General features: G+C 56.5%; 7 protein-coding genes. 6 read left to right on the forward strand and 1 reads right to left on the reverse strand.

The annotated features are described in order from the left end of the window. Window positions 1-46: 46 nt before the first annotated feature. Genes brxC through QUW00_RS00055 form a run of 3 tightly spaced genes read left to right on the forward strand, consistent with a single transcriptional unit; the run spans window position 47 to window position 6,792 of the window. A complete protein-coding gene (gene brxC / locus QUW00_RS00045) occupies window positions 47-3,679 on the forward strand; it encodes a BREX system P-loop protein BrxC (protein ID WP_289612369.1) in 3,633 nt (1,210 codons plus the stop codon). Between the two features lie 9 nt (window positions 3,680-3,688). Continuing rightward, the gene (gene pglX / locus QUW00_RS00050) at window positions 3,689-6,223 is read left to right on the forward strand and encodes a BREX-1 system adenine-specific DNA-methyltransferase PglX (RefSeq protein WP_289612370.1); all 2,535 of its coding nucleotides are present in this window, start codon (window positions 3,689-3,691) and stop codon (window positions 6,221-6,223) included. Next, the gene (locus tag QUW00_RS00055) at window positions 6,193-6,792 is read left to right on the forward strand and encodes a hypothetical protein (RefSeq protein ID WP_289612371.1); all 600 of its coding nucleotides are present in this window, start codon (window positions 6,193-6,195) and stop codon (window positions 6,790-6,792) included. The genes pglX and QUW00_RS00055 overlap by 31 nt, the downstream gene beginning before the upstream one ends. Window positions 6,793-7,214: 422 nt before the next feature. Here the strand turns inward: QUW00_RS00055 and QUW00_RS00060 are convergent, their stop codons facing one another. Continuing rightward, window positions 7,215-7,889, reverse strand: coding sequence for a DUF3800 domain-containing protein (locus tag QUW00_RS00060; protein ID WP_289612372.1), 675 nt, complete (start codon window positions 7,887-7,889; stop codon window positions 7,215-7,217). A gap of 181 nt (window positions 7,890-8,070) precedes the next feature. On the opposite strand from QUW00_RS00060, the gene QUW00_RS00065 reads away from it, so the two are divergent. From QUW00_RS00065 to QUW00_RS00075, 3 genes are read left to right on the forward strand one after another with little or no spacing between them, the layout of a single operon-like run. Further along, the gene (locus QUW00_RS00065; RefSeq protein ID WP_289612373.1) at window positions 8,071-11,688 is read left to right on the forward strand and encodes a hypothetical protein; all 3,618 of its coding nucleotides are present in this window, start codon (window positions 8,071-8,073) and stop codon (window positions 11,686-11,688) included. Window positions 11,689-11,696: 8 nt separating this feature from the next. Beyond that, the gene (locus QUW00_RS00070; RefSeq protein ID WP_289612374.1) at window positions 11,697-12,671 is read left to right on the forward strand and encodes a hypothetical protein; all 975 of its coding nucleotides are present in this window, start codon (window positions 11,697-11,699) and stop codon (window positions 12,669-12,671) included. A gap of 10 nt (window positions 12,672-12,681) precedes the next feature. Continuing rightward, window positions 12,682-16,380: a DEAD/DEAH box helicase gene (locus tag QUW00_RS00075; protein ID WP_289612375.1), complete on the forward strand. Its 3,699-nt coding sequence runs from the start codon at window positions 12,682-12,684 to the stop codon at window positions 16,378-16,380. Window positions 16,381-16,397: the final 17 nt, after the last annotated feature.

The raw sequence follows: 16,397 nt of genomic DNA on the forward strand, positions 1-16,397 counted from the left end.
GAAACGAACCCGTCCCCAACCGACTGCCCAACGAAAGGAACACGAGATGCAGATCCGCGACATGTTCGAGCGCGATATCGACCGCGACATCAACGGCGTCATCAAGATCGACCAAGCCGACGAGCAGGTCATCGAGCAGGAGCTCGCGGAATACGTCGTCACGCGTGAGCTGCGCGGACACTTCTCCACGTTCTTCGACGCCTACGAGCGCGCCATCGACGAGCCGACGGGCAAGATCGGCGTCTGGATCTCGGGTTTCTTCGGATCCGGTAAGTCGCACTTCCTCAAGATGCTCTCGTATCTGCTGTCCAATCGCGAGGCGGGCGGCAAGCACGCGCTCGACTACATCGAGCCGCGCTTCGAGGATCCCATGATCGCCGCCAAGGCACGCCGCGCCGCGGGCATCCCCACCGAGACCATCCTGTTCAACATCGGCAGCAAGAGCTCGGACCGCAACGACGCCTCGGCGGTCATCCGCACCTTCTATCGCGTGTTCTACGAAAACCAAGGCTTCTACGGCGCGAGCCCCAAGCTGGCACGCCTCGAGGCGCTCATCGACGCCGAAGGCCTCACCGACGCCTTCCGTCAGGCGTACGAGCAGGCAAGCGGCCACCCCTGGCTAGAATGGCGCAAGACCTACCAGTCCAAATCCGCCCCGGTCATCGAGGCCCTCGTGGCATGCGGCTTCCAGACCCGCGAGGAGGCCGAGCGCTGGTACGCCAGCGACGACCTCGACATCTCGGCCGACACCTTTACCGACGAGGTTCGCGACTATGTGGAGCGCCGCGCCACCGAGTGCGGCGGGCAGTTCCGCCTGCTATTCATGGTGGACGAGGTGAGCCAGTACGTAGGCGAGGACACCGACCGCATGAACGACCTGCAGAACATCGTGGAAGGACTCGGCACCAAGTGCGCCGGCCGTGTATGGGTCGTCGTGACCGGCCAGGAGGCGATCGACGAGATCACCACCGTCGCGGGCAGCGATTTTTCCAAAATCCAAGGCCGCTTTAACACGCGCCTGTCGCTGTCGAGCTCCGATGCCAACGAGGTCATCAAGCGCCGCGTGCTGTCCAAGACGCCCGACGCCACCCAGCTGCTCGAGCTGCAGTACGGGCAGGACGAGACCGTGCTGCGAAACCTCTTTACCTTCGGCGACGCCAAGGCCGACCTCACGGGCTACCGTAACGCAATCGACTTCGCGCAGACCTTCCCGTTTGTGAACTACCAGTTCACGCTGCTGCAAAACGTCATGAACGCCTTACGTAACCAGGGCCATTCCGGCAAGCACCTGTCGAGCGGCGAGCGCTCCATGCTCTCAGGCTTCCAGGAGGCGGCGCAAGCCGTCGAAACGCTGGACGAGCATGCCCTCGTGCCGTTCTGGCGTTTCTACGATGCGACGGAATCGTTCTTGGAGCACTACCACCGCCAGGTCATCAACCGCGCCGCGCGTCAGGCGGAGGCCGGGCAAAACCTCGAGGACTACGACGTCCACGTGCTCAAGCTGCTGTTCCTCATCCGTTGGGTCGACCGCGACGTTGCCGCGACGATCGACAACATCGTGACCCTCATGACCGACGATGTGCGCCAGAACCGCCTGGAACTCCGCGAGCAGGTACAGGCTTCGCTCGACCGCCTGCTCAAGGAGAGCTTCATCACGCGCAACGGCGACCGCTACCAGTTCCTGACCGATGACGAGCAGGAGATCGCCAGCCAGATCGCCCGCACGCATGTGGATAGCGAGACCGTCACCAAGAAGGCGGCGGACATCGTGTTCAAGGATATCTTCGACACGCCCAAGCTCACCGTCGGCGTCAACCAGTTCCCCGTGGAGGAGTACCTGGACCAGATGCTCGTGGGCGCCCCCGGCGGCTTGACCCTACGCGTTATCGCCGGCATGGACGGTAGCGAACCGCCCACCCACGAGGAGCTTATCTTGCAGTCGAGCCGCAGCGAGGCCATCGTCGTGCTGTGCCCGGAGGTCGACTACTACAACCAGCTCATGGAGGCCGCGCGCATCGAAAAGTACGTCTCGACCGTAGTGACGGCCAACCTCGAGCCCAACCAGCGCGACATCGTGCGCAGCAAGCAGCAGGAAAAGACGCGCCTGGAAAAGGAAACGAGCCGCCTCATCGAGGAGGCCGTTCGCCGTGGCGAGCTGTACGTGCAGGGCAACGCCGTCACGCCGACAAAGACCTCGTCGGCCAAAAAGCGCATCGAGGAGGTGCTGGCGCGCCTGGTGGACACGGTCTACCCCAAGCTCTCGTATATCGACCGGAACTACACGGACGACGCGAGCATCAAGCGCATCCTCAACGGCGCCGAACAGGCCCTGCCCGGTCAGCAGCCCAACGCCCGAGCCATCGAGGAACTCGAGCGCAAGCTCAAGACCGAGGCTGCGCGCCATCGCACCGTGACCATGGGCGACATCCAGCGCCAGTACCAGGCGGCCCCGTACGGCTGGCGCGAGGCGGACATTGCCGCCGTGGCGGCCGAGCTGCTGGCAAGCCACCGCGCCAAGCTCACGTACGCCGGCAAGACCGTGGACCTGCAGGATTCCAAGTGCGTGAACTACCTGCGCATGCGCAGCATGATCGACAAGGTGCAGATCGAGATGCGCCGCACCACGAGCGACGCCGAGCGCGCGACCGCCCGCCGCACCATCGAAGATTTGTGCCGCGTCCACGATCTGCCGGTCGACGAGGAAGGCCTGGCACGACGCATCCGCGAGGAGCTGCAGGAGCGCCGCGACGGCCTGCAGCGCCTGCTCGACGTGGAATACCGGCGCAACCGCAACTACCCCGGCTACGGCACGGTGGCAGACACGGTCGCGATGCTCGACGAGCTGTTGAAGGTCGATCCCGATCCTGCGGAGCTGCTCGGCGCCATCGTGCACCGCGAGGACGACCTGCTCGATGCGGCAGAGGATCTGGAGGACATCGACGGCTTCTTCCCCGACCGACAGCGCATCTTTGACAGCGCGACCGAGCTGCTCAAGCAGGTCGGCACCGACCGCGAGGATCTGGAGACGGATGCCGAGGCCGCTGCAGCCCTTACCACCATCGAGGGCATTCTCGCGGACAAGAACATCTACCGGCGAATCTCCGAGTTGCCGTCCGCGGTCCAGCAGGTCAGGACCGTACGCGACCGCATGCTCAAGGCCAAGCGTGTCGACCTGCTCGAGCAGATCGACACGACGATCGACGAGCTCGCTGCATACGCGCAGGAGCGCGACGTCAAGCTGTCAGACATCGAGAAGACCCGCCTGACCCGTCGCGACGCCGCAAATAACGCCGCGACGCTCACGGAACTCGATGCGCTCAGAACACGCCTGGAAAAGGACCAACGCCGTCTGAGTGACGAGATCGACCGCGAATACGACCGTATCAATCGTCCACGGCCTGCGACGACAGGCGTGACGGTGACGACCGAGCACGGCAAGACGCAGACTTCGCGTCCTGACGACGGGTATCCCGACGACGCAGTCACGCCGCCAACCGAAAATCCGCCCACCAAACAAACTCCGCCTGTCCCCGCACCCAAGATCGCCACCATCGAGCGCACGCGGATATTCAAGCCGCGTCGTCTGCGCAGCGAGCAGGAGATCGACGAGTACCTCGAGACCGCACGTAAACAGCTGCTCAACGCCCTTGCGGGCAACGACTCCGTCAAGCTTAACTAAGGAGCGCAGATGGACACCAAGGTTCTTGAGAAGTTCTGCCCATGGGCGCGCGATGAGCTGGTCGACGCTGTCCGCAACCGCTGCATCGCCTGCGGTCTGGACGGGGTCGGCCGCGCCAGCGCCCCGCGCGGTTCGCGCATCGTCAACAACGTGGTGCTCACAGACGATGAGCTTACACAACGCGACAACCTCATCGCCCTCATCGACGAGCTGGGCTACGAGGCCTTCCTTGAGCGCGAGGCATACACGTGGTTCAATCGCTTTGCCGGCATCAGGTACATGGAGCTCCACGGCTACCTGCCCAGCCGCGTACGCATGTTCTCGGCAGTCGACGGCTCATTTGACCCTGAGTGCCTGCGCGCCGTAGGTGAGCTCGACCTGCCCGAACTCGACCGCGATCGCGCGCTCGACCTTGCCGCCGAGGGCAAAGATGCCGAGCTGTTCCGCATAATCCTTATCGCCCAGTGCAACCAGCTAGCCGATGCTCTTCCCGCCGTGTTTGACCACGTGGACGATACCGACGCCCTCATGCTGCCGGACGGCCTGCTCATCCCGGGCGAACACAACGTGCTGCACCATTTGGTGGCCGACATCCCCGAGCGGGCGTGGGACGACGTCGAGGCGCTGGGCTGGATGTACCAATTCTACAACGCCGACCTCAAGGCCGACTTCTTCAAGTCCAAGCGCAAGGCCGCACCGGAGGACATCGCGCCGGCAACCCAGCTCTTCACGCCCGACTGGATCGTGCGCTACATGGTGGACAATTCGCTCGGTCGCCTGTGGATGCTGAACTTCCCCGATAGCCGCCTGCGCGAACGGGCCAGCGCCGAGAACCCCGCTGATCGGCTCATGGAGTATTACATCGAACCCGACCAGGAGCACGAGGACTTCATTCGCATCTCCGGCCCCGAGGACATCACGTTCTGCGACCCGGCGTGCGGATCGGGTCATATCCTCGTGTACGCGTTCAAGATGCTCATGGCAATGTACGAGGAGCGCGGCTACCGCGAGCGCGAGATTCCCGAACTCATCTTGACCAAGAATCTCTCCGGCATGGAGATCGACGAGCGCGCCGCGCAGATCGCCCAGCTGGCGCTGGCCCTGTGCGCTCGCGAGCACGATCGGCGCTTCTTCGGGCGCGGGATCGTGGCCGACGTGCGCACGCTGTCGAACATCGAGCTCAGCGCCGACGAGCTGCCCGAGACAAGCGCGCTCGTGAGTCACAAGCATACCGGCCTGCTGGAAAGCCTGACGCACCTGGGCGAGATCGGCAGCCTGCTTGCCATCGATGAAGGCGAACTGGGATGTCTGCGAGACGACGCTAAGGTCTGCGCACACGTGGCGACAGAAACCGGCGACGTGCTTCTTGCCAACAACGCAAAAAGGCTCGCTTGCGCGCAGAGCGTCTGCGAGACACTTTCCCGCCACTTCGACGTAGTCGTCGCCAACCCGCCCTACATGGGCAGCAGCAGCTTCAACCCGTTCATGAGCAAGTGGATGAAGAAACGGTACCCCGACAGCTGCAAGGATCTGTGCACGGCGTTTATCGAACGCGGCTATTCACTTGCACACGACAACGGCTACGCCGCCATGGTCACGATGCAGTCGTGGATGTTCCTCGGCAGCTTCGAGAAGATGCGCAAGCGCATCATCGACGAGAAGACGATCCTCACCATGGCGCACCTGGGGCCGCGCGCGTTCGACGCCATCGGCGGTGAGGTCGTCTCCGTCACGGCAGACGTCCTCTTCAACGGCAAAACTCCGGTAAAGGGTGCCTATGCGCGACTGGTTGACATCAACGGCAGCGAACCCAAGCGCGAGAAGCTCCTCGAAGCCATCCACAACCCCACCTGCGGCTGGTTCTACCGAGCCGACGCCACCACCTTCCACGACATCCCTGGCTCCCCCATCGCCTATTGGGCGAGCGAAGCTGCGATGCAAGTATTCAAAAGCCTTGAACCTCTCAAAAAAATAGCCCCCACAAGAAAAGGCATGTTTACCGGAAACAATGATTATTTCCTTAAGCGGTGGTTTGAGATAAGCCATTGCAAAATCGGGACTAGCTTCAAGCCCTATTGCAAGGGCGGCGCTTTCCGCAGGTGGTACGGGAATCGCGACTATGTTATTCGGTGGCATTCAAATGGCAAAGAAATCCGTGAATCACGGCGAGCGGGCAATGTAAATGTGGCCGACTACTTTAAGCCATGCATCTTTTGGTCTCTAGTTACTTCCGGCGACATTAGTTTTCGTATTATCGACACCAATGACTTTGTAATGGGAGATGCTGGTCCTGCTTGCTATCCCAGAGGCGAAGATTCACTCGTTTTATTAGGGCTGCTTAATTCCAGCTCCATACGATCTCTTTCAAAAATGATTAATCCTACACTGAACTGGAGCAGTGGAGTTGTTGGATCCTTTCCCGTGCCGCATCTGGGGCACGCCAAGTTTTATAACGAGCTCGTATCCCGATGCATTCAGATTGCTCGATCCGACTGGGACTCTCAAGAAACCTCTTGGGACTTCAAGCGCAATCCGCTGGTGTGATTACTATGTCTAATAAATGGTCTTTTAAATGCAGTGTAAAACTGTCCGGAGAAACAAATAGTAGCTTGCAAAAGATCGTCCAATTCTACCTCTGGGAAACACCTGTTCCGAACACATCAGAAAAGGGCGTGCCGTTTGCCTTGATGGGGATTGAAAAATCTAAGTACAAAACGCTTCAGGCTGAAATGCGAAAACATAGCGGGTTTCCCGCGGCCGATGGCCATGACTGGAAAAAGACAACCATTAAATCCATTGAAAAAGATTTGAAGAGCCTTGATCGTCTGGATAGATACGATTGTTCATTTGAATTCGCCATTCATACAGTAAAAAACGGGCTGGGCAAAACAGAAGCTCTTTTTTATTTCATCAGAAACGCCTTTGCTCATGGGGGATTTCGTATCTCAACCTACAAAGGAGAACACTACTTTGTCCTAGAAAACCGAAAGAATGGCTCAATTAGAGGACGAGCAATTTTAAAAGAATCAACACTGCTCAGCTGGGCAAAATTGATTAACGATCTACGCAGCAAAAAGAAGAAACTCGTACCATCAAAGAGCGGTAAGCGGTAATTATGATGCCTTATTTTGCCGATGCCATCTTCCATCTCAACCTTGATTGTCACGGTGATTTGATCTGCAAGTTGAATGAACGGAGAAGCCCGAAAGCAAGTCGCAGAAAAGGCGAGTTGCGCGCTTCGTCGCCTTTTCCACTAGGGGGTTGTAGCGCGTTGCCCCGTACCGGGGGGATCCCCCAGCCCTTGGAAGCCCGCCCTTACGGTCAGACCATGCCAGCACATCTGCGCGTACGGCATCTCGACCTTACTACCCGTCGGCAGCAAGCCCGTAAAGTCAGTGTACAAAAAACTGAATTGCACCCTGCAATAGGAGCCATTCTTTTCATCCCCATACGTTTGAGTTCTTATCCCGAACGCGAGCATGAGCACCAGAAATGGGCAAGCGATGGATTTATCCAACGTGTCTCTACACTCCGCTTATTCCATCCGGAGTTTGAGAAGTTCTTTGTATGGTCCCTTTTTGAATTTCTGCCAACCTCCAAAGAACTTTTCGTATGTAGGCGTAAGCCGATGATCACGATACTTTCTTGCAGCGAGCTCGAGAGTGCAAATGTAGTCGGCAACCTGAGAGAGCCTGTATTCAGAAGCCGTTGCGGATCGGTATACGACTGCACTCTTAAAGAAAACAAGGTCTACCGCTTTATGCAGGGCATCTGTAATGGAGCCCTGTCCGCCATCGTAATAAATCTTGATTTCGTCAAATGCCTGAAAACTGCTGAGATTGTCAAAGAAGAACTCTACGAACCGTTTTCGCATAGCGCGAGACATGTCGTCTTTCGATCCAAACTCTTTCATTCTGAATTCAAACAACTTATAGCGAATAGGCAGATGTCTCACGAATACTCTAAATGCATTCAACAACCTACTTCGGGTTTCGAGCGCAAGTCCCTCATACTCGCAATGCCCGGTCATGAGGGGCGTTGCATGGAAAGGGATATTCGGCATATCTCGAGCTATCAAACTCTGCTCATAAAGGCCGATCGATTCTCGGACGCTCGCATCTTGGTTGTGGAATACCAGAGTAAGCAGGTAATAGGGCTCTCGCAAGTCATCGCTGCCGGATTCATCGACAAAAATACTCAGCTCTGCCATATAAACCACTCCAAGAAAAAAGCCGGGGAAAACGTCCCCGGCACTTGGAGGCCTCTCCGAAAAGAGAACCATCTACTTTATACCACACGCCGGTTCGGCAATTCAATCATACCAAAATACGAACACATGTTCTCCATGATAGATACGAACATATGTTCTCCATACAGAAAGGCGGCATAGAATGGCAAGCTCGTACTCGAACATCGAAGCGCAGGAGATCATCGCGTCTGCGAACGCGGCCGCAGTCGCTATCGGCGGGATCATTCGCGAGCGCCTGGAGTATGAACTGGAGATAGCAGATCTCTATAAAAAGCTGCTCGACCAGGGCGGCAATGAGCTTCCCAGGTGCATTTCGCTCGTACGCACGGGTCCGGGCAAGTACCGCACGCCCGCGGCGGGGAAGAAGGGCGGCACCGCTTCGAACCTCTACCTCGCGGCGACATCCGGTACGGATGCGGTGATCGAGACGCGCTCCGGAACATATAATGTCCAGGAATGCTATAAGCGGGTGCGCGCAGCGGCCGGGATCGACGAGTTTGACGACGCCTTCGAAGACCTCATCTTTGCGGGGTACAAGCGTTGGCTTCACGAAGAGATTCTCGACAAGCCCCTATCCGAGTGGAAGGCCTTGAAAGCCACCATTGAGCGCGACGCAAAGGCAGCCGAGCCCGCGCTGCAGGGCGGGCTGTCGCGCCTCTTTATGAACGCCCAGGCCAAGCAGGAGGCATTCGACGCCCTTGACGAGCTGAAGAGCATCAACGTGGCGGGCATCGTCTTCGATTTGGAGTTCTGGCATGAGAAATCAACGCAGACGTACTTCATCAAAGAGGACGTTCTCTATAGTTTCCGGCACAGCGAAACCACGCGGAACGACGTCCTGCGCTGCTTGCATGCGCAGCTCGGGGATTTCGAGCTTAACGGCGGCATTCGCAGGCCGTTCTACTCGGATGCGGTGCAGCAGGTGCTGGACGAGCTCGAAGGCATCTCCGGCGTGCGGCGCGGCGTCTCTGCAGCCCAGCAGGCTGTGGCGGACTCCATTCCCGCAGCGATAGAGGAGTTGAAGGAGAGCGACGTTCTCGCGAAGCTCGCGCAGCACCCCATCGAGGAGCTGGCGGAGGCAAAGACGGGTGCGCAGATTAAGAAGCTGCGGGACGCGGGTGTCCACACGCTTGCAGATCTGTATGAGCGTCTCAACGCGCCGGAACGCGGTGAGCTGCCCGGCGTGGGTGCGAAGACCCGCAGCGCCATCGAGAAGTATTTGGATCCGATCGTCGCTGAAGCGCGCAGCTGCTGGAGCCTGCACCTTTCCGCTCGCGAGCAGGGCGAGGCCGCCACGAGGCTCGTCCGCACCGTGGGGGCGCATATCGAGCTGGGCAAGCTTCTCGATAAGGCTCAGGAGGCGCTGGCGGGGCAAGACGCGTTGTCTGCACAGCAGACGGACGACCTGCTGTTCGCGACCGATGATATCGACTGGCTGCTTACCGACGACGATCACGTGCAAGCGGCCTCCGGCGCCATGGACGCCGCGCGCGCATACCTCGACACCAAGGACGGCGCGTGGCTGCTTTCGCTGTCGCGCGGCTCCAAAATCAAGAAGCTCGAAGACGAGCTGGTTTCCTCGAGCAAGGCCTGGAAAGATTTCGAGAAGAGGCCAGACGCGTTCTATGAGGTTATCGAGCAACTTGCTCCCGAGGCTCTGGTGCAGCCGGAGCAAGAGCCGGCGAGCGTGGGGGCGGGGCAGCCGGAAGCTGCTCCGGCGGTAGAGGCGGAGCGTGCAAAATCCAAGCGTAATACCGCAGAATCCGTCGACACCCGTGAGCCCCATGAAGCTCCCCGTCCGGTTGCGCAGCAGAAGGCCGGCGCAGACCTTCTCGAGCAGACGAGGACGTTCTACCAGAAGTTCGAAGGCCTCACCATGATGTTTCCGCCCGCGGAGGACGCCCCGGCCTTCAACGCGAAATCGAAGTACTCCGTTCGCGCGGACGCACCGCGCGCCCAGGGCAGCACCTTCTCCCTCGCCATTCCCGACGGTTGGGTAAGCGAGAAAGATACCAGCGGCCGCGCATTCGTCCTGGTGCCGGAGGAGCATGCTGGCGAGGGGGTGGATTCGAACATCGCGATCCTGTACGGCGATGCGCCGGTTCCCGACGATTACGCCTCTAATATGCAGAAAATCGGCGTGGATCCAGCCCTATGGTCGCTCAATTATGAAGCGCGAAGCTGCCGTTCCGACTTTACTCTTGAGATGCACGAGGTCCAGGCCCGAAATTGTCGTTGTGCCGTTGTGCAGGTTCCAACAGCCGATGAGGAGTGCTCTGAGTTCTACATCTACCCCTACTCGCTCATCGGGCAGGATTACGCCCGCGTCACGTTCTATGACCCGGGAGACGTTACGTACGAGCAGGCTCGAACCTTTGTTGACAATTTGGCGCGTACGGTAGAGGCTAGCGGATCCACGGTGCCAACCTGTCTCGATCAGCTGGAGGAGAGATTCCTTGCCCGCTCGAATGACTTTTCATTTTCGTATCGTGAAGTCTTCATGACCGTAATGGATCAACTAGCTTACTTAAGGAATTCGGTATTGGGCGCCGGAGCGCGTTTCTGCGAGGCTCTCAATCCCGCGGCGGGAAGTCGGGCGCGGAACATCTCTGGAATAATCGCTCTGTCGCAGTTTTTTGACGCCTGCGTTCCCATCGCCGTTCGCTTCGTCGATGTTATAGAAGAATGGGCGCGCGTTGACCGTTCGAAAGAGATTTTCAACCGATTTACCTGCAAAAGCATGCTGGAAGAAATCGGCGACAAGTTTATTATCTCCAGCGATATGTTCTACGACTCCGCCCTCTCCGCCGAAGAGCTCGAAAAGCTGTGCGTTCCCTCACCGAGGCAGCGAGGACTACTTGAGAGGATTTCGCATGCCCTTGTTTTGCTTGGCTTCGACGAATACGGCACAGAAAAGAAAAACGAAACAGTGATTGAAGTTGATGCAAGCGGAATCATTCGGGACGCTATCAACCACTTCGCGAGCCAGAGTGATTCAGAGCTTCAAAGTCACGTTGTGACCGAGGACGGCGACCAAGCAGAGGGGCTCGAAGGAAGGCTCGAGCCTGCTGAACAACAGTCTTCAATGAGCGCGCGCGCTCGAAAGATTCTTGCGGGTCAAATCGCCCCCGATCAGTACGATTCGCCCACGGTAATATGTAACCTTTTGGCTCAAAGAACGTTCTTCTTCGATTCGGAAGACATTGCGTGGGACGGCAGGCACCATACGATTACCAACGTCAACGTTAACGCTTCCCAAGCTGAAAACCTCAGCGACGATGCACTCAACACCTTGATGAACGAAACGGCCAATACCTTCGGGGTTGTGCTAACAGAAATCGAGAAGGACGAATTGCTGTTTGTTCCACGCAGTAGAATTGCGAGCGGAATCGAGCAGGCGCTTCCCGAAGGCGACCTTACCGGCATCACACTCTGCTACCTCATCGGATGTCTTGGCGCATTCTCTTGGAGGGGCACAGAAAACTGCTATCAGGTTTATTTCGACCCACGACTTGAGAAAGGTATACCGCAGTTCTTCAGCCTCGTGGCACGACTGATCTGGGATATTCGTGACCAATTTCTCATGTCAGAAGATTCGTTCGACATCATGTTCTTCAGGACGCGCAATTTTGATGCGGACGCCTTCTTGGGTGATGTTGATGAGCCCGTAATCGGCGTCCAAGACTGCCCGAACTTGCTCAATGTACGCGAACAGCCGAGCGTTGATCTTTCAGATCAAAGCGCAAAAACAAACTGCTAGGAGAACCCATGGCAACCCTCATCCGTGACAAGTACGAGGCGCACAAGGCCGAGGTCAATGCGCGCTTCGACCAGCTTAAAGCCAACGAAGAAGAGCTCAATCGCATCTTTGCGGAGATCTACAACATGGTGGGCGAGGTACCCATCGAGGTCGAGGACAAGTACGTCTCGGTCGCGCGGATCTTCGACACGGCCGACGAGATCCCCGAGAGCTTCAAAGGCAACAACTACGTCCGCACCATGCGCGACGAGATCGTCTCGCTCATCTCCTATGCCGTGGGCTGCATGTTCGGCCGCTACTCACTCGATGTGGACGGCCTAGTGCTCGCCAACCAGGGCGACACCGTGAACGAATACCTCGCCAAAATGCCCGACCCCGCGCACGTGAGCTTCATGCCCGTGGCAGACAACGTCCTGCCCATCACGGACGACACCTACTTCGAAAACGACATCTGCACGCTCTTCGAGCGCTTCCTCGTGGCGGCCTACGGTGCGGAGACGCTCGAGGAGAACCTGCGCTTCGTAGCCGATGCCCTCTCCCCCGCCGCCAAGGGCACCCCGCGCGAGACCGTGCGCGCGTACTTCCAGAAGGAGTTCTTCGCCGACCACTGCAAGACGTACAAAAAGCGCCCCATCTACTGGCTGCTGGACGCCGGCAAGAAGGGCAGCTTCCGCGCCCTCATCTACATGCACCGCCACCAACCCGACCTCATGGCGCGCATCCGCACGGACTACGTGCTGCCGCTGCAGCAGCGCTACGCGAGCATGCTCGACAACATCCAAAACGAGCTGGAAACCGTCGAGGGACGCCGCCGCGCCGCCCTCGTCAAGGAGCAGAAGCGCGTCACCGACCAGGCCGCCGAGCTCACGAAGTTCGAGGAGAAGATCCATCGCCTCGCCGACCAGATGATCGCCATCGACCTCGACGACGGCGTGAAGGTCAACTACCCGAAATTCGGCGACGTGCTCGCGAAAATCAAGTAAGGGGAACGACATGACACCCGACGATCAGATTCGCAGCAACCTTTTCCATTTCATCTCTTCACGAATCGACGAGATCTCTCGGCAGCACGAAGAGTCCCCGACGCTGCTACTTCTTAAGGGCTTCACGTCTTTCCAAATCAGCGCGGCACTTAAGGCGAACCATATTTCCCCGAGCGTTTCATCGCTGCTGAATGGGCAGGACGAGCTCGACGTTTCACGCATCGAGGAAAACAGAAAGGATCTTATCGTCTCCCTCTTGACTCTTGACCAACCATTAATCCTTCTATATGAGCAGGTCATTCCTATTCGCGCCTCATTGGGAGACGTGTTCTCTGGTGATATCGTCATCATTAAGAACAACCTATTTCCTGATGGTTCTCCGATCCCAAGCGCCGTCTCTCAACAAGAACTCTCGCATCTTGCAGAAGCAATAGAAGATTCTAAAACCGACGATGATTGCGTCCTCGGCAAGTTCTATGCAAGCGCAACTCCCTGCAAAGACAGCTGGCTCGTTACGCCGATTGAGCTCGATCGGTCAGCCATCCAATATGTCGAGAAACCCTTATTCCCGTCATCCGCCTTCGAGCCTTCGCGCACCCACCCATCATACGAGCAGATAAAAGCTGACAGTAACGACCTCATCGGTCTCTGCCTCGAACTCTCCTGCGGGGTTATTCCAAATGCATCAATTGTAGTTTCCGGAGGTACTGAACTGGCAACGGCAACCGCTTCTGTTCTGAAGTGCATTGCTAGCATTGCTTTCCATGTAAAAGCCTCCATTGAATTCATCAGCGAAACTGATATCCAACCGACGGGCGACGGCGAACGCCTGCTTTCCCTGCTCAGAAAATACTGGGGAGCCGACGCGCGATACCGAAAGCTGCAAATGTATGAAAATCCGGACATTGATAATAAGATGCGCGAATTCTCTCAGGGTGAAATCTCAGACTTCGCCGTGGAGCAAGCAGAGCGAGCGCTTAAAGGCTCTAATGATTATCGAGACATGTTCATCACAGCACCTACCGGTGCAGGCAAATCCCTGCTCTTCCAACTGCCCGCGCTATATCTCGCAGAAGCTCACCATGCCATCACCCTGGTAATCGAGCCGCTTAAAGCCCTTATGCGCGACCAGGTGAAATCATTGCGATCTCGTGGGGTAACCAACGTGGTTGCCATCAATTCTGACCTCACTTACGGCGAGCGCCAGTCTACCTACGAGAGAATCCGCAATGGGTCCGCCTCGATTGTCTATCTATCTCCCGAGCTGCTCCTCGGCTCTTCGCTCGACGACATCCTTGGTGGCAGACGCTTGGCGCTCGTGGTTATAGATGAGGTCCATACTGTCACCTCGTGGGGAAAGGACTTCCGACCTGATTACTGGTATTTGGGTTCCTACCTCGCCAAAATAAGAAAACAAGGTATGAATTTTCCCATCTTCTGCATGACGGCAACAGCAGTCTATGGCGGCAAGGACGATATGGTTCTTCAAACCGTCCGGGATCTCGAACTTATCTCGCCGTATATCCTGCTCGGAAATCCTCGACGCGACGATATCTCGTTCGATATACGACGCGTCCTCAAGAGCAGATACGTCGGCCGCATCGATGAAGTTAAAACCGAGCTTGCCGTTGAGGCGACAAGACGGTTTGTAGAGCAAGACTCTCACTCGATTATCTATTGTCCATACAGATCGCATGTTGAAGCAGTTACTGAAGCAGCTACAGCAATCTTTCCAGGAAGTAGCAAGGTTCTCGGATTCCATGGTGGAATGGATAAAGAGTACAAAAAGATGGTCGAGACTGCATTCAAGCAACGCAACTGCTTGGTTCTTGTCAGCACCAAAGCTTTTGGCATGGGCGTAGACGTCGACGACATTACCGATGTTTACCACTATGCACCGACAGGAAATCTCTGCGATTACGTCCAGGAAATCGGTCGCGGCGCCCGAAAAACTTCTCTTAAGGCCACTGCGTCTATCGACTTCTTCCATTCCGATTCATCCTACGCCAATCAGCTCTACCATCTTTCTCGATTCTACGACTGGCAGCTTCGCGACATCATGGAGAAGCTATACGAGGTCTACTCGAGCAAACCTCGAGACAAACGCTCTCAAAATCTTCTAGTGTCGCCTAACTCGTTCTCATATCTTTTCCCCGATGAAAAGGATGATACGGCGAGGGTAAATCGAACAAAGTCAGCCCTCATGATGATTTCAAAAGACCTGGAAGAGCGTTACGGATTCCCCGTACTCATCGTACGACCCAAGCCAACGTTCACAAAATGCTTCATCTGCATTGAGCGAGACATAGAGCATACCTTCCTCTCTAGATACGGTCTATATGTCCGTCGGATAAGCGAGGGAAAGAAACGTATCGAAAACCATCCAGGACAACAGAGCGTACACATTGCCGATGCTGGAGCTATTTTCGAACTCGAAGCCGCAAAGATGTGGGAGGAGCAATTCCCCCAATATACGTTTGCAGATTTCAAACGACGCCTATTCACGGGCGAACTACTAGACTTTGTCGGAGAGGGTTCAATCTCATCTCGCGTAAAGCTCGAAATCACGTATAAAGAAAGCGAAGAGCGAACAGAAGCGTTCTTCTCGACCTATGCGCACGCACTCGATTCAACGTTCAAGAAGCTTGCACGTGAGGGTTTCTTCGATACCAAACAGTTCAAATCGATCTTTGAACAAGAACTCGGGACGAACGCTCCGGCCCTTCCTCATGCTGAGCTTCTCTTAAGGCTCTTTATTCATCCAACAGACCACACGTTCAATGGCAAAAGCCGTTCTTCCATGAAAGTCGTTTGCAAGCGTTCCTCTGGCAAGCAGACCGGTATGATTCAAACGACAACGTATAAGCTGAAATACGGCGACGTCTTGAATCTCGAAGCTGATTTGATGAAGCGATTCTCGGCAGTTAGACCAAATTCAAATAAAGCATTCTCTCGTTATATCAATGCGCGAAGCGCAGGAAGGATTTATGAAACCGCCGAACTTCTCGAAGTGCTAGACCTTGCGAACTATGAGGCGCACGGCGGTGACGAACCGGAAATCTTCATTCGTCTTAACGATCCCAAAAAGCTCCATGCGCTTGCTTCCGATGATAGGTTTAAAAATCGCGTGCTACGCGAGATGACCGAACGCCACAGGTATGCCTCAGAAGTCATAACCAGATTCTTCAATAAGGAAATGACCGATGCCGCTCGTTGGGATCTCATAGAGGAATACTTTCTTGGCAACGATGAAAAAGTCGCCGAGACCCTTGGAATTGAAACTAAAAACACTGAGCCGGTAGAGACGAAAGTGAAGTACCGTGGATCTACCGAACTTTTCCTTGGCTCCACTATGGCCATCGTTGACCGAGGAACTCAGCATGAAGGACAGTTCTTCCGTCTCTGGAAAGAGCTTATGGCATCACATGCTTCAAACGTGGAATCTCAAGCGCTTAAGCAGCTGAAAGATGCAATGCGCGGCAGCGCTTATGAGCACCCACTACTCGGAGCGAAACTCGCTCTCCAGGGTGACAGCGACCTTATCTCCCCGCTCCTCACCTGGGAGCATGCTCATGTCGCGCTCTTCGATATCGCCGGGTCGGACGATTGTGATAGGGCGGCCAAATCCGATTGGAAATGCTATCTGCTCGGCAATATGGACGTAGACCAATTGGTCGCCAACGTGCACGTCAGCTCCCTTGAACACTGACGCCGATCTCCCTACCT

The organism is Collinsella tanakaei, from assembly GCF_030373545.1.
In the GTDB taxonomy this organism is placed as follows: Bacteria; Actinomycetota; Coriobacteriia; order Coriobacteriales; family Coriobacteriaceae; genus Collinsella; species Collinsella tanakaei_C.